Genomic DNA, 26,919 nt, shown 5'->3' on the forward strand with positions numbered 1-26,919 from the left:
TCGCGTCGATACCCAACAGTGACCCCACGGACGGATGGAGTACATCTCGACTTCTGAGACTGTTCCGCCATGGTGAACCACGCACTCGTAGGAACAGGCGGCGCGCGGGCTCCCCGGCTGGGCCGGGCCGTCGGGGTCGGGGCTCCGGCGGTGGGGGGCGTGGTGCTGCTCCTGCCGGACGGCGCGCCCGCGTCCGGGCGCGGGCCCTCGGCGCTGGCGCACGCGGCGTGTCTGCCGCTGGCGCGGCGGCTGGTGCGCGAGGGGCGCGCGGAGGGGCTGGTGGCGCACGTGGTGCGCTACCGGGGGCGCGGGTGGAACGGTGCCGACGCGCGGCTCGCGGCGGATGCCTCGTGGGCGGCTTCGGAGGTGGTGCGGCGGTACGGCGACGTGCCGGTCTGTCTGGCCGGGCACGGCATGGGCGGCCGGGCGGCGCTGCGCGCGGCGGGGCACGCGGCGGTCAACTCCGTGCTGGCGCTGGCGCCGTGGCTCCCGGAGGAGGACGTGGCGGCCAGCCCCGAGCCGGTGAAGCAGCTCGCGGGCCGGCACGTGATGATCGTGCACGGCACGAACGACGCGCGCACCGACCCCGAGTTGTCGTACCGCCTCGCGGAGCGCGCGAAGAAGGCCAACCGCGACACGTGCCGCTTCGAGGTCCACTCGGACGGCCACGCCTTGCGGGAGCATCGCGGCGAAGTCCTCGCGCTCGCGGCGGACTTCGTCCTGGGGGCACTGTTCTCGCGTCCGTACTCCCGCCCGGTCGCCGACGCGCTGGCGGCCCCGCCGCCGCTGGGGCTGCGGATGCCGCTGGCGTCCGGCTTCGGGCGGGCGCTGCTGCGGCGAGACACCCCCTAGGGCTCAGCCCGGTTCGTTGAGGAGCCGGCCGCGCCGCGAGAGCAGGAAGCGTTTGAAGGCCGCCACCGGCGGGGTGTCCGGGTGGCCGTCGAGCCAGGCGACGCCGATCTCGCGGGCCGCGCGCGGGGCCGTCACCGTCAGTTCGACGACGCCGGGGCGCGGGACCGCCGGGGGCGGGAGGAGGGCGACGCCGAGACCGGCCGCCACCAGGCCGCGCAGGGTCTCGGCCTCCTCGCCCTCGAACGCGACGCGCGGGGTGAAGCCCGCTTCGACGCAGAGCGCGTCGGTGATGCGGCGCAGGCCGTAGCCGGGCTCCAGGGTGACGAAGGTTTCGTCGGCGGCCTCGGCGAGCCGGACGCGCTTGCGGCCCGCCAGGCGGTGGTCGTCGGGGACGACGAGCCGCAGGCGCTGCTCGTCGAGGCGGCGGGCGACCAGGTCCGGGGCGTCGGGGACCGGGGAGGTCAGGCACAGGTCCAACTCCCCGGAGCGCAGGCGCTCGATCATCGCCTCGCCGTAGTTCTGGACGAGCGTGAACCGCACCTTGGGGTGGTCCACGCGGAAGGCGCGGATCAGCTCGGGCACGGTCTCCGAGCCCATGGTGTGCAGGAACCCGAAGGCGACCCGCCCGGCGGAGGGGTCCGCGTCGGCGCGTACGGCGTCGGCGGCGCGCTCCACCTCGGCCAGCGCGCGCTCGGCGGAGGCGAGGAAGGTCCGCCCGGCGGGGGTCAGCGAGACGGTGCGGCCCTTGCGGGCGAACAGGGCCACGCCCAGGTCCTCTTCGAGGCGGACCACGGCCCGGGACAACGTCGACTGCGGGACGCCGAGTTCGTGCGCGGCACGCGTCACGTGCTCGTGGCGGGCGACCGCCGCGAAGTACGCGAGGCGCGGCGCGAGCAGCAGCCCCATGTCTTCTTCGTTACTGTTCGGTGACAGCCACTCCCGTGAGCTGTATTGATGCGCCATGGGAACGATTAAAGCCGTTCCATGCATTGGACGCATGAAACAGGTGTGCCTACCGTCGACGTATGCCTTCCGCCAGTACCAAGGCGGCCGCCACCGACGCGGTCGCCGACACTCGCCTTGCCCCCGGCCGCACCGGCTACCGCCGGATGAGCTTCGCGCTCTTCGCCGCCGGAGTCGCCGCCTTCGCCCTCCTCTACTCGACCCAGGCCCTGCTGCCGGCCGTCTCCGCCGACTTCGGCGTGAGCGCCTCGGCGGCCAGCTGGACCGTCTCCGCCGCGACCGGCGCGCTCGCGCTGTGCGTGCTGCCGCTGAGCGCCCTGTCGGAGCGGTTCGGGCGCCGCAGCCTGATGACGGCCTCCCTCGCGGTCGCGGTCGCCGTCGGCCTCCTCGTACCGTTCGCGCCGGACCTGTCCTGGCTGGTGGCGCTGCGCGCCGTGCAGGGCGCCGCGCTCGCGGGGCTGCCCGCGTCGGCGATGGCGTACCTGGCGGAGGAGGTGCGGCCCAAGGCGCTGGTCGCCGCGATCGGCCTGTTCGTGGCGGGCAACTCCATCGGCGGCATGAGCGGCCGGATCGTCACCGGCTGGGCGGCCCAGCTGTGGGGCTGGCGCGCCGCGCTCGGCGCGGTCGGTGTGATGGCGCTGGTGTGCGCGGTGGTGTTCCGGCTGATGCTGCCGAAGGCGCGCCACTTCGCGCCGGGGTCGCTGCGCCCGCGCGCGCTGGCCGCGGCCGTGCGCACCCATCTGTCGGACCCGCTGCTGATGCGCCTGTACGCGATCGGCGCGCTGTTCATGACCGTCTTCGGCGCCGTCTACACGGTGATCGGCTACCGGCTGGTGGAGGCGCCGTTCTCGCTGCCGCAGGGCGTGATCGGCTCGATCTTCCTCGTCTACCTGGTCGGTACGGTGTCGTCGGCCGCGGCCGGCAAGCTGGTGGGGCGGCTGGGGCGGCGCGGGGCGCTGTACCTGGCGGTGACCACGACCGCGGCGGGCCTGCTGCTCTCGCTGTCGGACGCGCTGGCCGCCGTGCTGGCCGGACTGGTCCTGATCACGGCGGGCTTCTTCGCGGGCCACGCGGTCGCCTCCTCCTCCGTGAGCCGTACGGCGACGACGGGCCGCGCGCAGGCGTCGGCGCTCTACCAGTCGGCGTACTACCTGGGCAGCAGCGCGGGCGGCACGCTCGGCGCGGTCGCCTTCCACTCGGGCGGCTGGGCGGGCACGGTCCTGCTGGGCCTGGTCGCCGTCCTCGGTGTCGTGTCCATCACCCTGTACGGCACGCACAGCGCGCGCGTGCGGGAGCGCGAATCGCGGCGTACGTACAACCGCGCGGCTTCCCGGAGCGTCCTACGGGCATAACAACCGCACCGAACCGGAGGGGGTTGGTGTACGTGGGTGGGACACGCATACGCAGAGGGGCGGGAGTCGCTCTCGGACTCACGGGACTGGTCGTGCCGTTGACGGTCGCGCTGGGCGCCGCTCCCGCCCAGGCGGCCGCGTCCTGTACGACGCAGACGGGGCCGTACCAGACGCGGGTGGAGAGGTTCCTCGGACGGCCGGTGGACGGCAAGCAGTCGCCGGCCGACTGCAAGGCCATCCAGTCGTTCCAGAAGGCGCACGGGATCACGCCGTCGATGGGGTACGCCGGGCCCCTGACGTGGCAGACGATGAACACGATGCTGGCGCAGCGGGCGGCCGGCAAGACGCCCAACAAGGCGGGCCTGTGCCCGACCAACAAGGGCCGGATCGCGTGCGTGGACCTCACGCGGCAGCTGAGCTGGATCCAGGACGGCGCGAAGCTGACGTACGGGCCGGTGCCGGTGCGCACGGGGCGGGACGGCGCGGAGACGCGGACCGGCGCGAAGCGGGTCTACCACCGCAACGTCAAGCACTGGTCGACCATCTACAAGGTGTGGATGCCGTACGCGCAGTTCTTCGACGGCGGGCAGGCGTTCCACTCGGTGACCAAGTCCATGTACAACCCGCCGGGTTCGGGCGGCTGCGTCAACCTGCGGCCGGCGGACGCGAAGGCGTACTGGAACCTGCTGCGCAACGGGGACGACGTGTACGTCTACGGGCGCAAGCCGGGAACCTGACCCCGGGTGTCAGTGCCCTGCTGTAGCTTCCGTTGGTGAGGCAAGGGGAAGCGCGACAGGGGTGGACATCATGAGCGGTGTGGCCGTGCAGGACCGGCTGGAGGAGTACCGGACCGAGCTGACCGGGTACTGCTACCGCATGCTGGGATCGGCCTTCGAGGCCGAGGACGCGGTGCAGGACACGATGGTCCGGGCGTGGCGGAGCATCGACTCCTTCGAGGGGCGGTCCTCCCTGCGGTCGTGGCTCTACCGCATCGCGACGAACGTGTGCCTGGACGCGCTGAACGCCGGGAACCGCAGGGCCCGCCCGATGGACCTGACGGCCCCGACGCCGGTGGCGCAGGCGCGGCTCAACGCCCGTCCGGAGCTCACCTGGCTGGAGCCGGTGCCGGACGGGCGGGTGCTGCCGTCGGTCGCGGACCCGGCGGAGACCGCGGTGTCGCGCGAGACCGTGCGGCTGGCGTTCATGGCCGCGCTCCAGCACCTGCCGCCCAAGCAGCGGGCGGTGCTGATCCTGCGCGAGGTGCTGGCGTGGAAGGCGAGCGAGGTGGCGGAGCTCCTCGGTACGTCGGTCGCGTCGGTCAACAGCGCGCTCCAGCGGGCGCGGGCGACGCTCGCGGAGTCGGCTCCGGCCGACACGGCCGTGGCCGATCCGCTCGACGAGGAGCAGAAGCAGCTCCTCGAGCGCTACGTCGCGGCCTTCGAGGGGTACGACATGGAGGCCCTGACCGCCCTCCTCCACGAGGACGCGACGCTCTCCATGCCGCCTTACGACCTGTGGCTGCAGGGCCACGACGACATCGTGGGCTGGATGCTCGGCGTCGGCGAGGTCTGCCGCGGCTCCCGCCTGGTCCCGGTCGTGGCGAACGGCACGCCCGCGTTCGCGCACTACCACCCGGACCCGGAGGGCGGTTTCAGCCCGTGGGCGCTCATGGTCATCGAGATCGTGGACGGCAAGGTCTCGGGCATCACGTCGTTCCTGGACGTGAAGCGCTGGTTCCCGTTGTTCGACCTGCCGGACCGCCTGGAGGCGTGACCTCGCCGAGGAGCCCCTCCAGCCCGACGAGCCGGAGCAGCGCCCGCAGCCCGGGCGCTGCCCCGCGTACGGTCAGGGGGTGCCCGAGCCGCTGCGCGGTGAGCCGCAGCCGTGCGAGGGCCTCGACGGTGGCGAGGCCGGGGCGGGTCACGCCGCCGACGTCGCAGTCGACGGGCGTCCCGGCCGCCGCGCCGTCGAGCAGCTCGGCGAGCTGGGCGCAGAGCCGGGGCACGTCGGCGGCGGCGAGGGGGCCGGCGAGGCGGAAGACGAGGGGGTCGGTGGTGTCCACACGGAGGGAGACCCGTTCCGCGCCGCGAACTCATCGGTGCCGCTCACCGGTGCCGTTCACGGGTGCCCACCGTGCCCGTACGCTGCGGCCCATGACTCATGATCACGTACAGCCCGTCGAACTGGTGATCTTCGACTGCGACGGCGTCCTGGTGGACAGCGAGCGGATCTGCGTACGCGTCGACGCGGAGATCTTCGCCGCCCTGGGCGTCTCGTTCACGGAGGAGGAGATCGTCGAGTACTTCGTGGGCTCGTCGTCGGAGACGTACCGGTCGATCGTGGAGGAGCGGCTGGGCAGGCCGCTGGAGCGGGGCTGGTTCGACGCGTACAAGCACCTCTACGAGGAGGCGCTCGACGCGGAGCTGACCGTGGTCGACGGGATAACGGACGCCCTGGACGCCCTGTCGGTGCCGTACTGCCTGGCCTCCAACGGCGGCCACGCCTCCATCCGCCGCAACCTCACCACCACGGGCCTGCTGCCCCGCTTCGAGGGCCGCATCTTCAGCGCGGCCGACGTCCCGCGCGGCAAGCCCGCCCCGGACCTCTTCCTCCACGCGGCGGCCACGATGGGCGTCGACCCGTCCCGCTGCGCGGTCGTCGAGGACAGCCCCTACGGCGTCACCGCCGCCCGCGCGGCGGGCATGCGCGCCTTCGGCTACTGCGGCGGCCTGACCCGCCCGGACCGGCTGGCGGGCGAGGGGGCGGTGGTCTTCGACGACATGCGGGAGCTGGTGGGATTGCTGGGCGGCTAGGGGGCGTCTAGTCGATCAGGCCGGATCAGCGAGCGGCGTCTGGGGGTCCCCCCAGGCGAAGCTCTGGGGGGAGCGCGTGCCAGGCGACGCGAGCCCGGCAAGATCGGCAAGACGCCCCCTGGGTCGTCCGCGCACGAACGGCCGGTCCCGGCATGGAGAACGGGACCGGTGGAAGTCCACCGGTCCCGTTACGTCCGTGCGCGTGTCAGGCGATACGTTCCAGCACCACCGGGCTCGGCTCGTACGCCGTGCCGGCCGGGGCGATGTCGTACGTGCCGTCCAGGGACTGCAGGGCGTAGTCGAACTTCTCCGGGGTGTCCGTGTGGAGGGTCAGCAGGGGCTGGCCCGCCGTGACGGTGTCGCCCGGCTTGGCGTGGAGTTCGACGCCCGCGCCCGCCTGGACCGGGTCCTCCTTGCGGGCGCGGCCCGCGCCGAGGCGCCAGGCGGCGACGCCGACGCCGTACGCGTCGAGGCGGGTGAGGACGCCCGAGGCGGGGGCCGTGACGACGTGCTGTTCGCGGGCGACCGGCAGCGCGGCGTCCGGGTCGCCGCCCTGGGCGGCGATCATGCGGCGCCAGACGTCCATCGCGGAGCCGTCCGCGAGGGCCTTCGCCGGGTCGGCGTCCTTGATGCCGGCCGCGTCGAGCATCTCGCGGGCGAGCGCGATGGTGAGCTCGACGACGTCGGCGGGGCCGCCGCCGGCGAGGACCTCGACGGACTCGCGGACCTCCAGGGCGTTGCCCGCGGTCAGGCCGAGCGGGGTCGACATGTCGGTGAGGAGGGCGACGGTCTTCACACCGTGGTCGGTGCCCAGGCCCACCATGGTGGAGGCCAGTTCGCGGGCGTCGTCGATGTTCTTCATGAACGCGCCCGAGCCGACCTTGACGTCCAGGACCAGCGAGCCGGTGCCCTCGGCGATCTTCTTGGACATGATGGACGACGCGATCAGCGGGATCGCCTCGACCGTGCCGGTCACATCGCGCAGCGCGTACAGCTTCTTGTCGGCGGGGGCGAGCCCGTCGCCGGCCGCGCAGATGACCGCGCCCGTGGTGTCGAGGACATGCAGCATCTCCTCGTTGGAGAGCAGCGCCCGCCAGCCGGGGATGGACTCCAGCTTGTCGAGCGTGCCACCCGTGTGGCCGAGGCCCCGGCCGGAGAGCTGCGGCACGGCCGCGCCGCACGCGGCGACCAGCGGGGCGAGCGGCAGCGTGATCTTGTCGCCGACGCCGCCCGTGGAGTGCTTGTCGGCGGTCGGGCGGGAGAGGGACGAGAAGTCCATGCGCTCGCCGCTCGCGATCATCGCGGCGGTCCAGCGGGCGATCTCCGTGCGGTTCATGCCGTTGAGCAGGATGGCCATCGCCAGCGCCGACATCTGCTCGTCCGCGACCACGCCGCGCGTGTACGCGTCGATGACCCAGTCGATCTGCTCGGGGCTCAGCTCGCCCCCGTCCCGCTTGGTGCGGATGACGGAAATCGCGTCCATGGGGTGGGTGTTTCCTTCCAGTGGCTTGTCTAGGCGAGGTGCTGGGGGCCGAAGGCCTGCGGGAGCATCTCGGCGAGGGTGAGGATCCCGGCGGGGGTGTCCAGCAGCAGCTCGTCGCCGCCGAACTCGTACAGCAGCTGACGGCACCGCCCGCACGGCACCAGCACCTGGCCGTGGCCGTCCACGCACACGAAGTGCGTGAGCCGGCCGCCGCCCGTGGCCTGGAGCTGGGAGACCAGCCCGCACTCGGCGCACAGGCCGATGCCGTACGAGGCGTTCTCCACGTTGCAGCCGGTGACCGTGCGGCCGTCGTCCGCGAGGGCGGCCGCGCCGACCGCGTACCCCGAGTACGGGGCGTACGCGTGCGCCATGGCCTCCCTCGCGGCTTCCCGCAGGGACTCCCACAGGTCGGGCGTCACTTGCCCTGGCCCCTCTTGTACGGCAGGCCGTCCGCCTTCGGCATGCGCAGCCGCTGCGCGGACAGGGCCAGCACCAGCAGGGTGGTGACGTACGGCGCGGCGTCCACGAACTGGCTGGGCAGCTTGTCGGTGCCCGCGTACCAGACGAAGAGCAGCGCGCAGATGACGGCCGAGATGGCGGCGGGGATGTACTTCTTCTTGTACAGCTGCCAGATGACGAGGCCCACGAGCAGGATCGCCAGCAGCAGGAGCATCGCGTGGACGTTCTCGGCGCCGCCGCGCAGCTTGAGGCTGTCGGTGAAGCCGAAGAGTCCGGCGCCGAGCGCGAGGCCGCCGGGCATCCAGTTGCCGAAGATCATCGCGGCGAGGCCGATGTAGCCGCGGCCGCCGGTCTGGCCCTCCTGGTAGATGCCGGTGGAGACGATGGCGAGGAAGGCGCCGCCGAGGCCCGCGAGGGCGCCGGAGACGATCACGGCGATGTACTTGTACTTGTAGACGTTGACGCCGAGGGACTCGGCGGCCACCGGGTTCTCACCGCAGGAGCGCAGCCGCAGGCCGAAGCCGGTGCGCCACAGGATCCACCAGGTGGCGGGGACGAGCAGCAGCGCGACGACGGTCAGCAGCGACAGGTTGGTGACCAGGCCGCCGAGCAGGCCCGCGAGGTCGGAGACGAAGAACCAGTGCTTGGCCTGGAGCTCGGCCAGCCCGTCCGACAACCCCGGGATGGTGATGTCGGTGACGCGCTCGATGCGCGGGGACTGCTTGGAGGAGCCGCCCGGGGCCTCGGCGAAGGTGAAGTTGGACAGGTAGCGGGTGGCGCCGGTGGCCAGGATGGTGATGGCCACACCGGAGACGATGTGGTTGACGTTGAAGGTGACCGTCATGACCGCGTGCAGGACGCCGCCGAGCGCGCCGCCCAGGATGCCGAGGGCGACACCCGTCCACGGGCCCCACTGGTAGCCGGCCCAGGCACCGAACCAGGTGCCCATGATCATCATGCCTTCGAGGCCGATGTTGACCACGCCGGCCCGCTCGGACCACAGGCCGCCGAGGCCCGCGAGGCCGATGGGGATGGCCAGCTGGAGGGCGCCGGAGATCTGGCCCACGGAGGTGAGGTCGTCGGCGCCGCTGATGACGCGGACCAGCGAGAACAGCGCGAGGCCGCCCGCGATGATCAGCAGGATGACGGGAAGGGACAGCTTGCGGCGTCCGCCGCCCTTCTTCGGCGCGACCGCCGCGACCGAAACAGTGCTCGTGGACTCGCTCATGCTGCCACGTCCTCCTTCTTCTTTCGGGCCTGGGCAGCGAGCTCCTCGCCCACCTTCTGCTGCTGCCGACGCAGGCCGTACTGGCGGACCAGTTCGTACGCGACGACCACCGAGATCACGATCAGACCCTGCATGATCATGGCGATCTCCTTCTCGAAGCCGTACTGGTCGAGGGAGGCCGACGCCTTGTCGAGGAAGGCGATGAGCAGGGCGGCGAAGAAGATGCCGACGGGGCTGTTGCGGCCCAGCAGCGCGATGGTGATGCCCGTGAAGCCGACACCGACCGGGAAGCTCAGGCTGTACGTGTGGGTCTGGCCGAGCAGCATCGGCATGCCGGCCAGGCCGGCGACCGCGCCGGAGATCAGCATGGCGGTGAGGACCATCCGCTTGGCGTCGACGCCGCTCGCCTGGGCGGCGGAGCCGCTGGCTCCGGTGGCGCGCAGGTCGAAGCCGAAGCGGGTGCGGTTGAGGACGAACCAGTAGACGACACCCAGCGCGAAGGCGACGAAGGTGAAGCCGTAGATCGTGCCGCCGTCCACGTCGAGGCCGGGCATCCAGCCGGACTCGGCGATCTCACCGGTGGTCAGGTCGTTGGAACCGGGCGGCTGCACACCGAGGTTGGAGGGCAGGATCAGCCAGGCGATGAGGCTGGTGGCGATGGCGTTCAGCATGATCGTGGAGACGACCTCGCTGACTCCGCGGGTGGTCTTCAGGACACCCGCGATGCCGGCCCACAGGGCGCCGACGAGCATGGCGACGATCACGATCATCAGCACGTGCAGCGGCCCGGGCAGCTCCACGGCGGCACCGAAGACCGCGGCGAGCATCACCGCGAGGCGGTACTGGCCGTCGACACCGATGTTGAACAGGTTCATGCGGAAGCCGATGGCGACCGCCAGCGCGGCGAGGTAGTACGTGCCGGTCTGGTTGAGGATCAGGACCTGGATGTCGGTGAACTCCAGGCTCCGGAACATGATCCGGTACGGCTCGATCGGGTCGCGGTCGGAGACCAGCAGCACCACGGAGGTGAGCAGGAAGGCCACGACCAGCGCGAGCGCCGGGCCGGCCAGGCCCAGGATCAGCCGGTCCTTGTCGAACTTCTTCATCGGCCCTCACCGCTGCTGTCGTTGTCGTCGTGGCGCTCGTGGTGCTCCAGATGGCCGGTCGCGGCGCCGGTCATGGCCGAGCCCAGCTCCTCCGGGGTGATCGTGGCGGGGTCGGCGTCCGCGACCAGCCGGCCGCGGTACATCACCCGCAGGGTGTCGGAGAGCCCGATGAGCTCGTCCAGGTCGGCGGAGATCAGCAGCACCGCCAGGCCCTCCCGGCGCGCCTCGCGGATCTGGTCCCAGATCTGCGCCTGCGCGCCGACGTCCACGCCCCGGGTGGGGTGGGCGGCGATGAGGAACTTGGGGTTGTGGCTCATCTCGCGGCCGACGATCAGCTTCTGCTGGTTGCCACCGGAGAGGGAGGCCGCGGTGACCTCGATGCCGGGGGTGCGGACGTCGTACTCGCGCACGATCCGCTCGGTGTCCTTGCGGGCGGCCTTGAGGTCGAGGATGCCGCCCCTGCTGTTGGGCTTCTCGGTGACGTGACCGAGGATGCGGTTCTCCCAGAGCGGGGACTCCAGCAGCAGGCCGTGGCGGTGGCGGTCCTCGGGGATGTACCCGATGCCGCCCTCGCGGCGCTTGCGGGTCGGCGCGTGGGAGATGTCGGTGCCGTCGAGCGTGATGACGCCGCCGTCGGGGTCGCGCAGACCGATCAGGGCCTCGATGAGCTCGGTCTGGCCGTTGCCCTCGACGCCGGCGATGCCCATGACCTCGCCCTTGTGGATGGTGAAGTCGATGCCCGCCAGGACCTCGCGGACGATGCCGTCGGGGTCGGTCTGGGCCAGCCGCAGGTCCTGCACCCACAGCATCGGTACGTCCGTCACCGTCGACTCGCGCGTCTCGGGCGACGGCAGCTCGGCGCCGACCATCAGCTCGGCGAGCTGCTTGGTGGTGGCCGTGCGCGGGTCGGCGGTGCCGACCGTCGTACCACGCCGGATGACGGTGATGTCGTCGGCGACGGAGAGCACCTCGCCCAGCTTGTGCGAGATGAAGATGACGGTGAGGCCCTCCGCCTTGAGCTCCCGCAGGTTCGCGAAGAGCGCGTCGACCTCCTGCGGGACGAGCACGGCGGTCGGCTCGTCGAGGATGAGGGTGCGGGCGCCGCGGTAGAGGACCTTGAGGATCTCCACGCGCTGGCGGTCGGCGACGCCCAGCTGCTCGACGAGCGCGTCGGGACGGATGTTCAGCCCGTACGCGTCCGAGATCTCCATGATCTTCTGACGGGCCTTGCCCCCGATGCCGTACAGCTTCTCGCTGCCGAGGACGACGTTCTCCAGCACGGTGAGGTTGTCGGCCAGCATGAAGTGCTGGTGGACCATGCCGATGCCGATGGCGATGGCGTCGGCGGGGCTGGAGAAGGAGACCCGCTTGCCGTCGATGGTGATGGTGCCCTCGTCCGGCTTCTGCATGCCGTAGAGGATCTTCATCAGGGTCGACTTGCCGGCCCCGTTCTCACCGATCAGGGCGTGGACGGTGCCCTTGCGGATGGTGATGTCGATGTCGTGGTTGGCCACGACGCCGGGGAAGCGCTTGGTGATGCCGCGCAGCTCTACGGCGGCGGCCGACGCAGCCGGCGGCGATGACGGACTGGACGCGTTGATGACGCACTCTCCTTGGCGGGAAAGGAGCGGAGGGCAGGGGCGGAGGGCAGGGGGATGGCCTGAAGCTATCGCGACACGCGGGGCTCTACGCGCGTAGCAATCCCGAATGGAAAAAACCCGGGGGCGGGACATGGCCCGGGTCCGGAGAGGTGGCTCACGCCACGCTCTCCGGACCCGCGGAACCTGGGTGTCCCGGCCGCGCGGTTACGGGGCGGTCTTGACCGTGATCTTGCCGGCGATGATGTCGGCCTTGGCCTTGTCGACCGCGGCGGTCACGTCGCTCATCTTGGTGTACGCCGGGTTCGAGGTGGACAGGCCGACGCCGTCCTTGTCGAGGCCGTAGCGGACCTCACCGGACTGCGGCTTGCCGTCCTTGACCGACTTGATCAGGTTGAAGACCGAGTCGGAGACGTCCTTGGTCACCGAGGTGAGGATGTACTCCTTGTACGGAGCCAGGCCCTTCTGGTTGTACTGGTCGGAGTCGACGCCGATGGCCCACTTCTTGGCCTTCGCGGCGGCCTCGATGGAGCCGGAACCGGCGAGACCGGCCGCGGCGTAGACCACGTCGGCGCCGGCGTCGATCTGGCCCTGCGCGGCGGCCTTGCCGAGGTCCGGCTTCGAGAAGCCACCGAAGTCCGGCGGCTGCGTCAGGTACTGGACCTTGACGTTGACGTCCTTGTTGGTGTCCTTGACGCCCTGGACGAAGCCCGCCTCGAACTTCTTGATCAGCGGGGTCTCGACACCGCCGATGAAGCCCACCGTCTTGGACTTGGTCACCTTGGCGGCGGCGACACCGGCCAGGTAGGAACCCTGCTCCTCGTTGAAGACCAGGTTGGCGATGTTCTCGCCCTTCTTGGACGTGTCGTCGATGAGGCCGAAGGTGGTCTTCGGGAACTTCGGCGCGACCTCGGCGATGGCCGGCGCGTACGCGAAGCCGACGCCGATGACCGGGTTGTTGCCGGCTCGGGCCAGCTCGGTGAGGCGCTGGACCTTGTCCGGGTCGCCCTCGCCCTCGCTGGGCTCCGCCTCGGTGCCCTTGACGCCCAGGTCCTTCTCGGCCTTCTCCAGGCCGGCGAAGGCGGCGTCGTTGAAGGACTGGTCACCGCGGCCGCCGATGTCGTACGCGATGGCCGCCTTCGGTTCGCCGCCGGAAGCGGTGTCCGATGACTTTCCGCCACACGCGGTGGCGCTGAGCGCGAGTGCCGCGGAGGCAACGCTCACTGTTGCGATCCGAGTGATCCGGCGCAAGGGGGGCTCCTTCGACCTGACCGAAGCGCCACTTCCGGCGCTGGTTTCGCGGCGATCGTAACGCGCGTAGATGCCAGATAAAGCCCTGTACGGAAGCCGTTATCGATTCGTCGCGAACAGCCGCCTGTGCGGCCTCCACACGGCGGGACGCGCGGGGCGGAGGCCACCCCCGGCACGACAGCCGCACGTCACCGCCGGGCCACGGTGCGTGGGCACGCCGGCGAGCCGCGCCCGGCGGGTCCGGCGGGCGCGGCCGCGAGGCGCACAAGGGCGAGTTCGAGCCATTTGGCCCGCCCCTTGAGGCCGAGGGGTGTGCCGGGGCTGCGTCGACGGCCGCGCCGGGGGTTACGCCCTGCCGGCGTCGAGCAGGGCCGCCGCCGTGAAGAGTTCGACCCCCACCTTGATCGCGGACTCGTCCACGTCGAAGTCCCCGCGGTGCAGGTCGTGCTTCGACGGGTCGCCGGGGCGGCGGACGCCCAGGCGGGCCATGGCGCCCGGGACGTGTTCGAGGTACCAGGAGAAGTCCTCGCCGCCGAGGCTCTGCTCGGTGTCCTCGATGGCGTACGCGCCGTAGCGCCGGGTCATCGCGTCCTGCAGCAGCCCCGCCACGGCCGGGTCGTTGACGACCGGCGGGACGCCGCGCACGTACTCGATCTGGCACTTCGCGCCGTGCAGCGTCGCCACCTCGTCGATCGCGGCGTAGACCTGGTCCGGGGCGTCGCGCCACGCCGCCAGGTCCAGGCAGCGCACGGTGCCGCCGAGCTCGGCGTGTTGCGGGATGACGTTCGGCGCGTGGCCGCACTCGATGCGGCCCCAGGTGAGGGCCAGCCCGGCGCGGGCGTCGATGCGGCGGGCCAGCACGGCGGGCGCGTCGGTGGCCACGCGGGCGGCCGCGGTCACGAGGTCGGTCGTCAGGTGGGGGCGCGCGGTGTGGCCGCCGGGCCCCGCGAGGGTGACCTCCAGGCGGTCGCACGCCGAGGTGATCGCCCCGGTGCGCAGCCCGATGCGCCCGGCGTCGACCCGCGGGTCGCAGTGCACCGCGATGATGCGGCCCACGCCGTCCAGCGCGCCGGCGTCGATCGCCTCGACCGCGCCGCCGGGCAGCACCTCCTCGGCGGGCTGGAAGATCAGCCGTACGGGGTGCGGCAGCAGCCCCTGCCGGTCGAGGTCCGCGAGGACGAGCCCGGCGCCCAGGACCACCGTCGTGTGGACGTCGTGGCCGCAGGCGTGCGCGCGGTCCGGCACGGTGGACCGGTAGGGCACGTCGGTCTTGGTGTCGGGGATGGGCAGGGCGTCGATGTCCGCGCGGATGGCCAGCATGGGCCGTGCGCCGTCCTGTCTGCCGATGTCGCACGTCAGCCCCGTACCGCCGGGAAGCACCCGCGGGCGCAGCCCGGCCGCCTCCAGGCGGGTCTTGAGCGCGGCCGTCGTACGGAACTCCTGGAAACCGAGCTCGGGGTGCATGTGCACGTCCCGGCGGAAGGCGATCAGCTCGGCGCGCAGCGCGTCGGGCAGCACACCGAGCAGAGGCGTTTCGCCGGGAACGTCGGTCTCGAGGTCGCGGGACATCAACTTGTTCACCCATGAAAGGGTAGGCGCGTTCCCCCCTCAACTAACGTGTGATCTACAAAACTTCAGCCCGTTAGGGGAAAGAAACCTGGTTGGGCGGGCTTGAGCGGCGAGCGAAGTGGGTAAGCTCACGCGTTTTCGGCCTTTTTTCGGGCTTTTTTCGATCGCCGTGCGATCGGTCGCTCACGCGACCGTGAGCCCCGGTCCGTGCGCCGTGCGCGCCGACTCCGTCACCGCCGCCAGGAACCCCCGCGCCCGCGGCGACGCGCTCGCGCGCAGCCACTCCGGCGCCACCTCGCACACCGCGATCCTGACCCCGGTGCCGGCCAGCGCCAGGGGGAGGGTGTGGACGACCGTGGAGGGGAAGCTCAGCACGGTGCGGCCGATCGGGCCGCGCCGGGCGATCAGCTCCAGCGGCAGCTCCGGACGCACGATCTCCAGGCCGGTCCCGGTGGCGATGCGGTGCAGCTTCTGCACGCTCTCGCGGCGGTGCGCGAAGTAGCGGGTCGCGCCGTGCGCCGCCGCGAGCGCGGCGACCGCCGCCACGTACGGCTCCGGCTCCACCACGCCCGTCTCGACGAGCGAGGTGCCGACCAGGTCCGCTCCCCCGCTCACGCGGGGCGGGCCGAAGCGCTCGCGGGTCCAGGCGAAGCGGTTCGGGATGACGGTGGTGCCCGGTGGCGCCTCCACCGGCAGCGCGGTGAAGACCTCCACGGCGCGGCGGCGCGAGGGGGCGAGCCTGCGGCGGGCCAGGGCGGTCACCGGCGCGAGGGCCAGCTCGCGCGGGGCGAGGCCGCGGCCGCGCCGGTGCCAGCGCACGAGCCGCTCGCCGCGCGCCAGCCGCTCCGCGAACTCCATCGTCGCCGTGCCGTCGTCCACGACGGTGACGGCGCGCGGCCCGAAGAGCGTCAGCAGCAGCTGCACGTACCGTGAGAACGGGTCGCCTATGAGCACCCGCTCCGCGCCGCGCAGCAGCGGCGCCAGCTCCCGCAGGGTGCGCGGCAGGGCGCCGCGCCCGAGGCGGGCCTCCTGCCAGCGGACGGTGACGCCCTCGTCCCGGGCGAGGGCGGCCATGCGGCGCAGCTGGCCCCGCGACATGGGGTCGGTGGGCGGCAGCACCACCACCGTCAGCTCGGGCCGCCCCGTGTGGTGGGCCCACTCCAGGACGTTCAGCAGCTGGACCGGGCTCTCGACGAAGGCCAAGTGGGGCGCGGTCATACCGTGGCCGGGACGCGGCGGAGCTTCTTCATGGGGGCGAGCTCGGACTCGTACACCTTCTTGATCCCGTCGCCGAGGGCGGCCTCGATGGTGCGGATGTCGCGTACGAGGCGGGCGAGGCCGCCCGGCTCGACGGAGGCGGCCTGGTCGGAGCCCCACATCGCGCGGTCCAGGGTGATGTGGCGCTCGACGAAGCAGGCGCCGAGGGCGACGGCGGCGAGGGTGGTCTGGAGGCCGGTCTCGTGGCCGCTGTAGCCGATGGGGATGTTGGGGTAGTCCCGCATGAGGGACCGGATCACGCGGAGGTTCAGCTCCTCGGCCTTCGCCGGGTAGGTGGAGGTGGCGTGGCAGAGCAGGGTGGTGTCGCTGCCGAGCACCTCCACCGCGTGGCGGATCTGGCGCGGTGTCGACATGCCGGTGGAGAGGACGACGGTGCGGCCGGTGGCGCGCAGGGCGCGCAGCAGCTCGTCGTCGGTGAGGGACGCGGAGGCGACCTTGTGGGCGGGCGGGTCGAACTTCTCCAGGAACGCGACGGCCTCGGTGTCCCACGGGGAGGCGAACCAGTCGATGCCGCGCGCCCGGCAGTGCTCGTCGATGGCGCGGTACTCGTCCTCGCCGAACTCGACGCGGTGGCGGTAGTCGATGTACGTCATGCGGCCCCACGGTGTGTCGCGCTCGATGTCCCACTGGTCGCGCGGGGTGCAGATCTCGGGGGTGCGCTTCTGGAACTTCACGGCGTCGCAGCCCGCGTCGGCGGCGGCGTCGATGAGGGCGAGGGCCTTGTCGAGGTCGCCGTTGTGGTTGATGCCGATCTCACCGGTGACGTAGACGGGCTGGTCGGGGCCGACGGTCGTGCGGCCGATGGTGCGCAGGCGGGGGTTGGCGCTCAGGGGGTTCACGTTCACGGGTCCTTACGTGGCGGGGAGGGTGTTCAGGGCGGGGCCGAGGAGCCAGGCGGCGATCTCGCGGACGGCGCCCGCGCCGCCGGGCGTCTCGGTGACGGCACGGGCGGCGGCCCGTACGGAGTCGTGGGCGCTGCCGACGGCGACGGGCCAGCCGACGAGCCCGAAGCAGGGCAGGTCGTTGACGTCGTTTCCGGCGTAGAGCACCCGCTGGGGGTCGAGGGCGTGGTCGTCGCACCACTGCTTCAGCGCGAGGTCCTTGCGGTCGACGCCGTGCAGGACGGGGACGCCGAGTTTGCGGGCGCGGGCGGCGACGACGGGGTTGCGCTCGGTGGACAGGACGAGCAGCCGGATGCCCGCGCGGCGCAGGGCGGCGACGCCGAGCCCGTCGCCCCGGTGGACGGCGACGAACTCGCGGCCCTCGGAGTCGATGAGGACGCGGTCGTCGGTCTGCGTGCCGTCGAAGTCGAGGACGACGGCGTCGACGTCGTCGGCGGTGGGCCTCACCGTCTCGTCGAGGAGCGGTGCGAGGGCGCGGGCGCGGGCGAGGTCGTGCGGGTCGTCGATCTCCAGCACCCGCCCGGGGTCGGTGACGACGAGCGCGGTCCGCCCGAAGAACCGGTGCCGGTGCGTGCGGAACCCGCGCGCGTCCATGCCGTACGCGGCGCCCGTCTCCAGGTACTCGGGCTCGCGGTCCTGGCGCCGGGGGCGGTGGGCCTTGTCGTGGTTGACGCCGACCGCGCCCACCGGGGTCCCCCACCACAGGAAGCCGTGCGTCGGGGCGACGGTCAGGGCGGTGTCGGCGCCGCGCTCCTGGAGCTCGGCGGCCACGCCGTCGATGTCGTCCGCCGTGAGGAACGGGCTCGTGCACTGGACGAGGAGCACCACGTCGACGGAGCGGCCGTGGAGCTCCTCGAAGGCGTCCAGCGCGTGGAGGACGGCCTCCTCGCTGGTGGCGGTGTCTGTGGAGAGGGCGGGCGGCCGCTCGACGGCCTGGGCACCGGCCGCGCGGGCCGCGGCGACGATGGCGGGGTCGTCGGTCGAGACGACGACGTCGGTCACCCGGCGGGCGCCGAGGCAGGCGTGTACCGCGCGGGCGACCAGCGGGAGGCCGCCCACCGGGGCGAGGTTCTTGCCGGGGACGCCCTTGGAGCCGCCGCGGGCGGGGATGACGGCCAGCACCGTGGCCGGGCGCGCGCTCACAGCTCCCCCAGGCGGCGGATCACCGGGGCCACGCGCTGCACCCCGTGGCGGTACAGCCCGCGCGCCGCCTCCCGCAGCAGGCGCCGCGCGGCGGACGCCGAGGGGGCCGCCGCCTCGGTGTCGAGGCGGTGGCGGCCGAGGACGCCGGGCAGGTACCCGGGGGCGGTCGCGGGCGTGTAGTACGGCGCGAGGGGCGGCAGCACCGGCTGGTCCAGCAGCTCCCGCACGCGGGCGCGGACGGCGTCGAAGGCCGTGGCGTACGAGCCGTCCGGCGCGACTCCTTGCGCCGCCAGCCATGCCGGGTCGGGCGCCGGGCGGTGCCCGGCGTCGAGGGCGTCCCACGAGGTGAGCAGGCCGGAGCCGAGGAAGTGGTGGTTGCCGAGCACCTCGCGCACGCCCAGGTCGGTCAGGACGGCCGTCGGGATGCGCCGGTGCAGGGCCTCCAGCGCGGCCGTGGACGACACCGTGACCAGCAGGTCCGTACGGTCGAGCACGTCGCCCATGTGGCCGTGGACCAGGCGGAGGTTGGGCGGCAGCGGGCCGCGCGCCAGCTTCTGGTACGGGTGCTCCTCGAGGTGCGTGGTGTGCTCGCCCGGCTTGGAGCGCAGCTTCAGCAGCACCTCGCGGGCCGGGTGCAGCCGCGCGTGCTCGACCAGCCGGCGCAGCAGGTAGGCGCGTTCCTCGCGGGTCGCGGGCACGGACGGCTGCGCGGCGAAGACGACCGTGTCGCGGCCGGGCTCCGGCGCGTACGGCGCCCCGCCGAGGAACGGCAGCGCGGCCTCCACCACCGCCGACGCGTCCGCGCCGACGCCCTCGTACACGGCGCGGAAGCGCTCCGCGTCGTGGCGCGAGTTGGCGAGGACGACGTCGGCGCCGTGCCGCAGCAGCAGCCCGTCGGCGAGCTTCTCGTACACGACGCCGACGTAGCCGGTGACGAGCACCGGGCGGCGGGGCAGCGCCATTCCGGCCAGGCCGTGCAGCATCGCCTGGACCGTGCCGCCGACGAGCGCGAGCACGACGACGTCGTACGCCTCCTCCCGGACCGCGCGGAGGAACTCGGCGCCCGTCACCTCGCGGGGTACGCCGACGCCGGCGCCGACCTCGGCGAGCTGGCGGGCGGTCGGGGTGGCCCGGCCGCGCAGCACGTAGCCGGTGATCTCGGGAGCGGCTCCGGGCGGGCCGAGGGGGTGTCCCAGGCGGCGCGGGGACAGGCGGAGCGCGGTGAGCGCGCCCCACTTCCATCGGGTGTCGGAATCCGCGAGGACCGCGATCCGCACCGCTGGGCTGCTGCTGCCGGTACGTGTGGAAGGCACGCCGAGGACGTTAGGAAGGCATTCCGCTTCGCGGCCCAACAGGGCCGCAACAAAGGGTGAACAGCACTTGGCGGCCGCCGATGGGCAAACCGGTTAAGGAGCGCGCCGCTCAGTGTTCACCGCGCATCCCTTTCCCCGTCAGGGCGAATGCCGGGGGCCGCGCCTAGCGTCGGGCACGTGGTCAAGCTCTCCGTCGTCGTGCCGTTCTACAACGTGCAGACATATGCCCCGGAAACCCTGGAAAGTCTGCGGGCCAATGCCCGCGACGACTTCGAATTCGTGCTGGTCGACGACTGTTCGACGGACGCGACGCACGACATCCTGCGGCGGGCGGCCCGCGAGCTCCCGGGAGCGCTGCTGCTGAGGCACGAGCGCAACGCCGGGCTCGCCACCGCCCGCAACACCGGCATCGACGCGGCGCGCGGCGAGTACCTCGCCTTCCTCGACGGCGACGACTGGCTGGCACCCGGCCAGTTGGCCCGACTCCTCGCCATCATCGAGGAGTTGGGGTGCGACTTCGTCCGTACGGACCATGTGCGGTGCACCGGCAAGGCGCGGACGGTGCACCGCGTACCGGTGGGGCGGCGCGGGGAGGTGCTGCGGCCACGCGACGCGATCCTGCCGGCCGAGCGGTCCACCTCGGTGGACTATCCGTACGCCTGGGCCGGCATGTACCACCGGCGGCTCGTCGACCGCGGGCTGCTGCATTTCGAGGACGGTCTGCGCACCGCCGAGGACCGGCCGTGGATATGGCGGCTGCACCGGGAGGCGGAATCCTTCGCGGCGGTGAGCACACTCGGCATTTTCTACCGGCGAGGGGTGTCCACTTCCCTCACCCAGATCGGCGACGCCCGCCAGCTGGATTTCCTCCGGGCTTTCGACCGCGTCATCGAGGAAACGGCCGCCGATCCGGATTCCGGTCGCCTTTTGCCGAAAGCGGTGCGCACGTACTGCGCGATCATCGCGCACCATGTCGGATCGATCGACCGTTTCGAACCGCCGGTCGCGCGCGCCCTGCGGAGCCGGAGCGCGGCGGCGCTGCGCCGCCTGCCGCAGGACGTGCTGAGGGCCGCCCTCGACACGATGGACGACGAGCGGGCGTCGCTGCTGCGCAGGCTCCGCCGGCGCCCGGCCCTGCGGACGGAGGTGGCCGCGTGACCACGCGGATCTTCCTCGCGTCGACGCTGTACGGGGCCGTCACGCTCGCCGCCGCGCTCGACAGCGGCTGCTTCGCGCCGACGGACCGGCGGCTGCTGCTGGTCGCCAACAACGCGGCCACGCCCGAGACGACCGTCCCGCTCGACCGGATGCCCGGCTTCGCGCGGCTGCGCCCCCGCTTCGACTCCGTCCTGTCGTGGAACGAGGCCATCGCGCCGTTCCACCCGGGCGACTGGTCGCCGCGCGCCGACGACGTACCCCTGTGGGAGCGGTATCTGCGGCTGCTGTGGGGGCTCGGTGAGGGCGAGCGGGTGGAGCTGGCCGTCGAGTCCATCCAGGTCGCGCCCGCGCTCACGCTCGCGCGGCTGTTCCCGGACGCGCCCGTCGACGTGTACGCGGACGGGCTGATGAGCTACGGCCCGACCCGCGTCAGGCTGGACCCGCTGGTCGGCGAGCGGGTGCGGCGGCTGCTGCACCTGGAGCTGGTGGAGGGCCTGCGGCCGCTGCTGCTGGGCGAGTTCGGGGCCGTGCCCGAGGTCGTACCGGCGGAGGCGTTCCGGAAGGTGGTCGACGAGCTGGCGGCGGACGAGCCCCTCGGGACCGGTGCCGAGGGCGCCGCGGAGGGTGGGGCGCTGCTCCTCGGCCAGTACCTGTCGGCGCTCGGGATCCTCTCCCCCGCCGAGGAGGAGGCGCTGCACCTGCGGATGGTGCGCGGCGCGGTGGCGCGCGGGCACCGCAGGCTCGTCTTCAAGCCGCACCCGGTGGCGCCCGCCTCCTGGTCGCAGGCGCTGGAGCGGGAGGCGGCGGCGCTGGGCGCCGAACTGACCGTGTACGACCGGCCGGTCCTCGCGGAGGTCCTGTTCGGGCGGCTGCGGCCCGCGCTGGTGGTGGCCTGCTTCTCGACCGGGCTGTTCACGGCGGACCGCTTCTACGGCATCCCCGTCGCCCGCCTGGGCACCGGCCCGCTGCTGGACCGGCTTACCCCGTACCAGAACAGCAACCGGGTGCCGGTGACGCTCGCGGACGCGCTGCTGCCCGACCTGGAGAGCGGTGAGTCCGGTGAGCCCGGCGAGGTCGGGGACCTCGCCGGGCTGATCGGCGCCGTCGGCTTCGCGATGCGGCCCCAGGTCCGGCCGGACCTCCGCCCGGTGGCGGAGCGGTACCTGTCCGCGCACCTGGACGCCCGGACCCGCCGCTACTTCAAGCGGCGCCGCCTGACCGTGCTCGGCCTCCCCGGCGGCGTGCCGGGCGGCCTGCGGGTGCCGCGCGGCGCGCTGGCCCGCCGCCTGGTCCGGCGGGCGCGCCGCCTCCGGCGCGCGCTGGTCAGGGTGTCCTGACGACCGGCTCCTGGATCTCCGTCACCCACTGCGTACGGTCCTCGGGGGTCTCCAGGTACAGCTCGCGCGCGTAGCCGGCGGAGCGGTAGCCGATGCCGGTCAGCTCGGCCGGCCGGACCGCCTGCACGCTCTTCACGACGACGTCCTGGGTGGGCATGTGTCCCTCGCTCTCGATGACACCCGGCCGTGTCGGGCGAAGTCCCCGATGGTGAACATGACGCCTCACACGGTGTCAGGGTCAACCGGTGTCGGCGCTGCGGTGCCGGGGTGCCCGTTGGCGGGGCGGCCGCGTCAGGGTGATCTGGCGGACGAGCTGCTGGAAGCAGGCGAGTGCGGCGACCGAGGGCAGGGCGGCCGTCGCGATGTCCGGCACCGTCCGGGGGGCCTGGGCCACGCACAGCAGCATGGCGATGGTCGAGAAGAGCAGGACCACGCACCAGGAGTGGGCCGCCCGGCGCCGGTGGAGGGCGGTGCGCAGGATGCACAGGGAGCCGACCATCCAGGGCCCGTAGACCAGCAGCGGCCACCACCGCACGGCGTCGTGGGACGTGTGGGACTCGGCGATGTGGCGCAGGGGGTCGTAGGCGACCATGCCACCGTAGACGCTGACCATCGACACGATCACGGCCGCCAGCGCGGCGATGAGGACGCTGCCGGTGCGCAGCAGGGTGACCGGGCTCCGCTTCGCGGGGACGCGGCGGTGGCTCGCCTGGGGAGGCCGCACCGGCGGCAGCTCGGCGGTGATCTGCTCCAGTCGCTCCATGGGCCGGTCGGGGGCCACGGAACCGGCATCGGCCGCCCAGTCCGAAGCCCGGTCCGAAGCGCGATCCGGCGCCCGGCCCGGAGCCCGGTCCGGGGCGGCGGATTCCTGGAGGAGGCAGGCGAGTTCCTCCGCCGGGTCCCACATCAGGTCCGCCATGTCGAGCGAACCGAGCGGCGCCAGGGGCTGACGCGCGTCCCGGCCGTAGTGCTCATACATGACGGGCCTGCCCCGTCCGTTCACGGGCGGGGGCCGTGAATTCCTCACGGCCCCGCGCCAGGCGGTCGAACTCGGCCTGGATTCCGCTCATCGTCCGCAGGAATTCCTCCAGCACCCCGGAGGAGTACCGCAGGTCGATGCACCGGCTCCCGTCGTGCAAGGTGGCGCTTTCGCGACCGGTGGAGGGGGCGAAGTGAGGCGTGTACGTCCACTTGCCCACACGGGTGGGCCGAACGGTTCGACCCCCGGAGAACGAGGCTGACACATGTGTTGTCGTCATATTCGCCCTAACGCCATAGATCTTGATCCAGGTGCGCGGCAGCCGGGTGACACCCCTACGGCATCCGGGTGTTTTCCCGAGCCTTTTATCGCCCCAATGGCGCGTGTCGGCCAGACCGGTAACCCAAAGCGTCCCCACTCGTGCACACCCTGGCACGGAAAGCACGGAAAGGGAATCCGGAAAGAATCCGCCAAGAATCCGGAAGGAAAAGAATTTCTTTCACGGGGGCCTGGCGCCTGGGGTTCCCTTTCCGCGCGGCAGCGCGTCGGGCGGGGTGGGCGGACGGGCGGACGGGCGGACGGGCGGACGGGCTCAGAACGCGTCCGACGGGACGTACGTCCCCCACACCTCCCGCAGCGCGTTGCAAACCTCGCCGACCGTCGCCCGCGCCTTGAGCGCGTCCTTCATCGGGTAGAGGACGTTGTCCGTGCCCTCCGCCGCCTTCTTCAGTTCGGCGAGCGCCGTGTCGACGGCCGCCTGGTCGCGTTCGGCGCGGAGCTTGGCGAGCCGCTCGGCCTGCTGGGCCTCGATCGCCGGGTCGACGCGCAGGGGCTCGTACGGCTCCTCCTCGTCGAGCTGGAAGCGGTTGACGCCGACCACGACCCGCTCGCCGGAGTCGGTCTCCTGGGCGATGCGGTACGCCGAGCGCTCGATCTCGTTCTTCTGGAAGCCGTGTTCGATGGCGCTGACCGCGCCGCCGAGGTCCTCGACCTTCCGCATCAGCTCCAGCGTCGCCGCCTCGACCTCGTCGGTCATCTTCTCGATGACGTACGAGCCGGCGAAGGGGTCGACGGTGGCGGTCACGTCCGTCTCGTACGCCAGGACCTGCTGCGTGCGCAGCGCGAGGCGGGCCGACTTGTCCGTCGGCAGGGCGATCGCCTCGTCGAAGGAGTTGGTGTGCAGCGACTGCGTACCGCCGAGGACGGCCGCCAGGCCCTGGACGGCGACGCGGACCAGGTTCACCTCCGGCTGCTGCGCGGTCAGCTGCACCCCGGCCGTCTGCGTGTGGAAGCGCAGCATCATCGACTTGGGGTTCTTCGCGCCGAACTCCTCGCGCATCACCCGCGCCCAGATCCGGCGGGCCGCACGGAACTTCGCCACCTCTTCGAGGATGGTCGTGCGGGCGACGAAGAAGAACGACAGACGCGGCGCGAAGTCGTCCACGTCCATCCCGGCGGCCACGGCGGTGCGGACGTACTCGATGCCGTCGGCGAGGGTGAAGGCGATCTCCTGCGCGGGCGAGGCACCCGCCTCCGCCATGTGGTAGCCGGAGATCGAAATCGTGTTCCACTTCGGGATCTCGGCCTTGCAGTACTTGAAGATGTCCGCGATCAGCCGCAGCGACGGCTTCGGCGGGAAGATGTACGTGCCCCGCGCGATGTACTCCTTGAGTACGTCGTTCTGGATCGTGCCCGTCAGCTTGTCGGCCGGGACGCCCTGCTCCTCACCGACGAGTTGGTAGAGGAGCAGCAGCAGGGCGGCCGGGGCGTTGATCGTCATCGACGTCGACACCTTGTCCAGCGGGATTCCACCGAACAGCACCCGCATGTCGTCGATCGAGTCGATCGCCACGCCCACCTTGCCGACCTCGCCGTGCGCGATCGGCGCGTCCGAGTCGTGCCCCATCTGCGTCGGCAGGTCGAACGCCACCGACAGCCCCATGGTGCCGTTGGCGATCAGCTGCTTGTACCGGGCGTTCGACTCGACCGCCGTACCGAAACCCGCGTACTGCCGCATCGTCCAGGGCCGGCCCGTGTACATGGTCGGATACACACCGCGCGTGAACGGGTACGAACCCGGCTCCCCCAGCTTCTCCGCCGGGTCCCAGCCCTCCAGCGCATCCGGCCCGTACACCGGCTCGATGGGCAGTCCCGACTCCGACTCGCGCGCCATGTGCTGTGCCTTCCGATAGACCTACTCGCAGGTAAACCGACCCTCGCGACGGACTGTAGCGGCGGGCGTGCGGCCGGTGGAGGGCCGCACGCTGGGACCTTGCTCACAGCATGCGCCGCGGAGCGCAACCAAGCACGCCTGGGAAGCATCAAGTAGGTACACGTCGTATCTCCGGGGGGCTTCCATGCACCGCACGTCCGTCATACGCAGAGTCCTGCCGTCCTTGGCAGCCGTCACCGCCGTCGCTCTCGCCGCCGGCGGGTGTACGGCCCAGGCCGTGGGAGCGGCCGCGCCGTCGTCGTCCGCGACTCCGTCGTCACCGGTGGCACCTTCATCGGCCGCGCCTTCGTCGGCGTCTCCCTCCGCGCCCTCTTCTCCCTCGCCGTTCGCCTCTCCGGTGACGGCGGCACCGAAGCCCAAGGCACTCATGGCGGAGGGCACGGAGAACGAGCAGGTCCGCGAGTTGCAGGCGCGTCTGCGCCAGGCCGGGCACTTCGACCGGAGCCCCACCTCCTTCTACGGCTCGATGACCGCCAAGGCGGTCTCGGCCTTCCAGCGGAAGGCCGGCCTGCCCGCCACCGGCTCGGTCGACGAGGCGACCTGGAGCAGGCTCGTCGCCCAGACGCGCAAGCCGACGGCCGCCGAGCTGCGCCCGCCGACCACGAACGAGCTGGACGCGCCGGACGCCCGCTGCATGACCGGCCGGGTGCTGTGCATCAGCAAGGAGAGCCGGACCCTCGCCTGGATGATCGACGGCAAGGTGGTCTCGGCGATGGACGTCCGCTTCGGCTCGGAGAACACGCCGACCCGCGAGGGCACGTTCAGCGTCGGCTGGAAGGCGAAGGACTGGGAGTCGACGATCTACCACACGCCGATGCCGTACGCGATGTTCTTCAGCGGCGGCCAGGCGGTGCACTACTCCTCCGACTTCGCGGCGCGCGGCTACAACGGGGCCTCGCACGGCTGCGTCAACGTCCGGGACAAGGGGAAGATCGCGGCGCTCTTCGACCAGGTGAAGGTCGGCGACAAGGTCGTCGTCCACTGGTGAGCGGGAGCGGGAGGGTCTGAGAGAGAGGGCGCGGGCGGGACCGGGGGAACGTGTCCCGCCCGCGCCGTATGCGCTGAGCCGTAGGTACGGGGGGAACCCCGGCTCGTTTAGCGCTGCCGATGACCAGTCGGCTCACTTAGTACTGCGCCAGGCGGCTCGAAAACGTCACACCCACGCCGAAGTTTTTTTAAAGCGCAGGTCAGAGGCGGTCAGAGGGCGGGAACGGGCACCGTCACGGGGAGCAACGGGATCGCCGGGAAGGGGGTGCCGGGTGCGGCCGCGCGGCCCTTGCCGCCGCCGCCGGTACCGCCGCCGCCGCCCGTACCGCCGCCGTTCTTCCCGCCCTGACCGCCGCCGGACCCGCCGGACCCGCCGCTGCGGTCGCCGTCGCCGCCGTCCTCGGCGCCGCCACCGGTCGTCCCGCCCTCGCGGCTGCGCGTGTCGGTGCCCAGCACCTTGTCGCAGAACTTCTTGACGGTGTCGCCCTTGGCCGCGAGCTCCAGGTACCGGCGCTTGTCGTTGTCGAGGCGGCCCTGGCGGTAGTCGTGGCACGCCTGCGCGGTGCGCGCGTACCAGCTGCCGCTCCCGCCGCCGATACCGGTCGTACCGCCGACGTCCGGTACTCCGGTGCCCGGCTCGGCGCCGCCGGACCCGGACCCGTCACCGCTGCCCGCGGAAACGTTGTCGCGGCCCGTGCCGGGCCCTTCCGGCGCCGGGGACCCCGGCAGCGACGGCGGGGGCGTCTCACCCGTGGACGGCGGCGTGCCGCTCGGATCGACGGGTGCGCCCGGCGTCGCCGCGCCCGCGCCGGCCCCCGCGCTCGTGCCGCTGGCCACGCCCGCCGACGCGGCCGGCGGGAAGAGGTCGGGGGGCTCCGCCGCCCAGGGGGGGGGGGGGGAGGGCGGGAACGGCGC

General features: G+C 72.4%; 23 protein-coding genes and 2 pseudogenes. 8 read left to right on the plus strand and 17 right to left on the minus strand.

Translation table 11 applies throughout. The features are described 5' to 3' along the window. The first annotated feature begins 69 nt into the window (after positions 1-69). Positions 70-852, plus strand: coding sequence for an alpha/beta hydrolase (locus tag ABZX67_RS30060; protein WP_355366774.1), 783 nt, complete (start codon positions 70-72; stop codon positions 850-852). A 3-nt stretch (positions 853-855) separates the two neighbouring features. Here ABZX67_RS30060 and ABZX67_RS30065 read toward each other — a convergent pair whose 3' ends face one another. After that, positions 856-1,815 (minus strand): LysR family transcriptional regulator, encoded by a 960-nt coding sequence (locus tag ABZX67_RS30065; RefSeq protein WP_355366777.1) that lies wholly within the window; start codon positions 1,813-1,815, stop codon positions 856-858. A gap of 62 nt (positions 1,816-1,877) precedes the next feature. Here ABZX67_RS30065 and ABZX67_RS30070 point away from each other — a divergent pair, with 62 nt between their 5' ends. From ABZX67_RS30070 to ABZX67_RS30080, 3 genes are all read left to right on the plus strand, one after another. Then, positions 1,878-3,167: an MFS transporter gene (locus ABZX67_RS30070; protein WP_355366779.1), complete on the plus strand. Its 1,290-nt coding sequence runs from the start codon at positions 1,878-1,880 to the stop codon at positions 3,165-3,167. 86 nt (positions 3,168-3,253) lie between these two features. Then, positions 3,254-3,904: a L,D-transpeptidase family protein gene (locus ABZX67_RS30075; RefSeq protein WP_355366835.1), complete on the plus strand. Its 651-nt coding sequence runs from the start codon at positions 3,254-3,256 to the stop codon at positions 3,902-3,904. A gap of 70 nt (positions 3,905-3,974) precedes the next feature. Beyond that, a complete protein-coding gene (locus ABZX67_RS30080) occupies positions 3,975-4,940 on the plus strand; it encodes a sigma-70 family RNA polymerase sigma factor (protein ID WP_355366782.1) in 966 nt (321 codons plus the stop codon). On the opposite strand, the gene ABZX67_RS30085 is transcribed toward ABZX67_RS30080, so the two are convergent. Beyond that, on the minus strand, positions 4,873-5,229 hold the full coding sequence (locus ABZX67_RS30085; RefSeq protein ID WP_355366786.1) for an STAS domain-containing protein: 357 nt from the start codon (positions 5,227-5,229) through the stop codon (positions 4,873-4,875). The genes ABZX67_RS30080 and ABZX67_RS30085 overlap by 68 nt on opposite strands. A gap of 91 nt (positions 5,230-5,320) precedes the next feature. On the opposite strand from ABZX67_RS30085, the gene ABZX67_RS30090 reads away from it, so the two are divergent. Then, positions 5,321-5,980, plus strand: coding sequence for an HAD family hydrolase (locus ABZX67_RS30090; RefSeq protein ID WP_355366789.1), 660 nt, complete (start codon positions 5,321-5,323; stop codon positions 5,978-5,980). A 205-nt stretch (positions 5,981-6,185) separates the two neighbouring features. On the opposite strand, the gene ABZX67_RS30095 is transcribed toward ABZX67_RS30090, so the two are convergent. From ABZX67_RS30095 to ABZX67_RS30145, 11 genes are all read right to left on the minus strand, one after another. Then, positions 6,186-7,463, minus strand: a complete 1,278-nt coding sequence (locus ABZX67_RS30095; RefSeq protein WP_355366792.1) for a thymidine phosphorylase — start codon at positions 7,461-7,463, stop codon at positions 6,186-6,188. A 29-nt stretch (positions 7,464-7,492) separates the two neighbouring features. Next, entirely contained in the window at positions 7,493-7,882 is a 390-nt protein-coding gene (locus ABZX67_RS30100) for a cytidine deaminase (RefSeq protein WP_355366795.1), read from the minus strand. After that, the gene (locus ABZX67_RS30105) at positions 7,879-9,150 is read right to left on the minus strand and encodes an ABC transporter permease (RefSeq protein WP_355366798.1); all 1,272 of its coding nucleotides are present in this window, start codon (positions 9,148-9,150) and stop codon (positions 7,879-7,881) included. Before ABZX67_RS30105 ends, ABZX67_RS30100 begins: the two co-directional genes overlap by 4 nt. Next, positions 9,147-10,256: an ABC transporter permease gene (locus tag ABZX67_RS30110; protein WP_355366801.1), complete on the minus strand. Its 1,110-nt coding sequence runs from the start codon at positions 10,254-10,256 to the stop codon at positions 9,147-9,149. The genes ABZX67_RS30105 and ABZX67_RS30110 overlap by 4 nt, the downstream gene beginning before the upstream one ends. Then, positions 10,253-11,803 (minus strand): ABC transporter ATP-binding protein, encoded by a 1,551-nt coding sequence (locus ABZX67_RS30115; RefSeq protein ID WP_355366838.1) that lies wholly within the window; start codon positions 11,801-11,803, stop codon positions 10,253-10,255. The genes ABZX67_RS30110 and ABZX67_RS30115 overlap by 4 nt, the downstream gene beginning before the upstream one ends. Positions 11,804-12,061: 258 nt before the next feature. Then, positions 12,062-13,105 carry a BMP family ABC transporter substrate-binding protein gene (locus ABZX67_RS30120; protein ID WP_355366805.1) on the minus strand — a complete coding sequence of 348 codons (1,044 nt, stop codon included), beginning with the start codon at positions 13,103-13,105 and terminating at the stop codon, positions 12,062-12,064. Positions 13,106-13,450: 345 nt separating this feature from the next. Next, complete coding sequence (locus ABZX67_RS30125) at positions 13,451-14,674, minus strand: amidohydrolase (RefSeq protein ID WP_355366841.1); 1,224 nt, start codon at positions 14,672-14,674, stop codon at positions 13,451-13,453. A 183-nt stretch (positions 14,675-14,857) separates the two neighbouring features. Further along, a complete protein-coding gene (locus ABZX67_RS30130; protein ID WP_355366808.1) occupies positions 14,858-15,892 on the minus strand; it encodes a hypothetical protein in 1,035 nt (344 codons plus the stop codon). Next, complete coding sequence (locus ABZX67_RS30135) at positions 15,889-16,791, minus strand: N-acetylneuraminate synthase family protein (RefSeq protein WP_355366811.1); 903 nt, start codon at positions 16,789-16,791, stop codon at positions 15,889-15,891. Before ABZX67_RS30135 ends, ABZX67_RS30130 begins: the two co-directional genes overlap by 4 nt. A 12-nt stretch (positions 16,792-16,803) precedes the next feature. Then, positions 16,804-17,997 (minus strand): acylneuraminate cytidylyltransferase, encoded by a 1,194-nt coding sequence (locus ABZX67_RS30140; protein WP_355366814.1) that lies wholly within the window; start codon positions 17,995-17,997, stop codon positions 16,804-16,806. Beyond that, positions 17,994-19,310, minus strand: a complete 1,317-nt coding sequence (locus ABZX67_RS30145; protein ID WP_355366817.1) for a DUF6716 putative glycosyltransferase — start codon at positions 19,308-19,310, stop codon at positions 17,994-17,996. Before ABZX67_RS30145 ends, ABZX67_RS30140 begins: the two co-directional genes overlap by 4 nt. Positions 19,311-19,487: 177 nt before the next feature. Here ABZX67_RS30145 and ABZX67_RS30150 point away from each other — a divergent pair, with 177 nt between their 5' ends. After that, positions 19,488-20,468: a glycosyltransferase family 2 protein gene (locus tag ABZX67_RS30150; protein ID WP_355366820.1), complete on the plus strand. Its 981-nt coding sequence runs from the start codon at positions 19,488-19,490 to the stop codon at positions 20,466-20,468. Further along, the gene (locus ABZX67_RS30155; RefSeq protein WP_355366823.1) at positions 20,465-21,805 is read left to right on the plus strand and encodes a polysialyltransferase family glycosyltransferase; all 1,341 of its coding nucleotides are present in this window, start codon (positions 20,465-20,467) and stop codon (positions 21,803-21,805) included. Before ABZX67_RS30150 ends, ABZX67_RS30155 begins: the two co-directional genes overlap by 4 nt. Here the strand turns inward: ABZX67_RS30155 and ABZX67_RS30160 are convergent. From ABZX67_RS30160 to ABZX67_RS30170, 3 genes and pseudogenes are all read right to left on the minus strand, one after another. Further along, positions 21,792-21,896, minus strand: a pseudogene (locus ABZX67_RS30160) (MerR family transcriptional regulator); the annotation flags it as partial. The gene ABZX67_RS30155 and the pseudogene ABZX67_RS30160 overlap by 14 nt on opposite strands. 147 nt (positions 21,897-22,043) lie before the next feature. Next, positions 22,044-22,724, minus strand: a complete 681-nt coding sequence (locus ABZX67_RS30165) for a DUF2637 domain-containing protein (RefSeq protein ID WP_355366844.1) — start codon at positions 22,722-22,724, stop codon at positions 22,044-22,046. A gap of 652 nt (positions 22,725-23,376) precedes the next feature. Next, the gene (locus tag ABZX67_RS30170; protein ID WP_355366826.1) at positions 23,377-24,957 is read right to left on the minus strand and encodes a methylmalonyl-CoA mutase family protein; all 1,581 of its coding nucleotides are present in this window, start codon (positions 24,955-24,957) and stop codon (positions 23,377-23,379) included. 184 nt (positions 24,958-25,141) lie between these two features. Here ABZX67_RS30170 and ABZX67_RS30175 point away from each other — a divergent pair, with 184 nt between their 5' ends. After that, a complete protein-coding gene (locus ABZX67_RS30175; RefSeq protein ID WP_355366829.1) occupies positions 25,142-26,005 on the plus strand; it encodes a L,D-transpeptidase family protein in 864 nt (287 codons plus the stop codon). Positions 26,006-26,214: 209 nt separating this feature from the next. Here the strand turns inward: ABZX67_RS30175 and ABZX67_RS30180 are convergent. Continuing rightward, positions 26,215-26,919: pseudogene (locus tag ABZX67_RS30180) on the minus strand (hypothetical protein); the annotation flags it as partial.

This window comes from Streptomyces sp. NPDC003036, assembly GCF_040611175.1.
GTDB lineage: Bacteria > Actinomycetota > Actinomycetes > Streptomycetales > Streptomycetaceae > Streptomyces.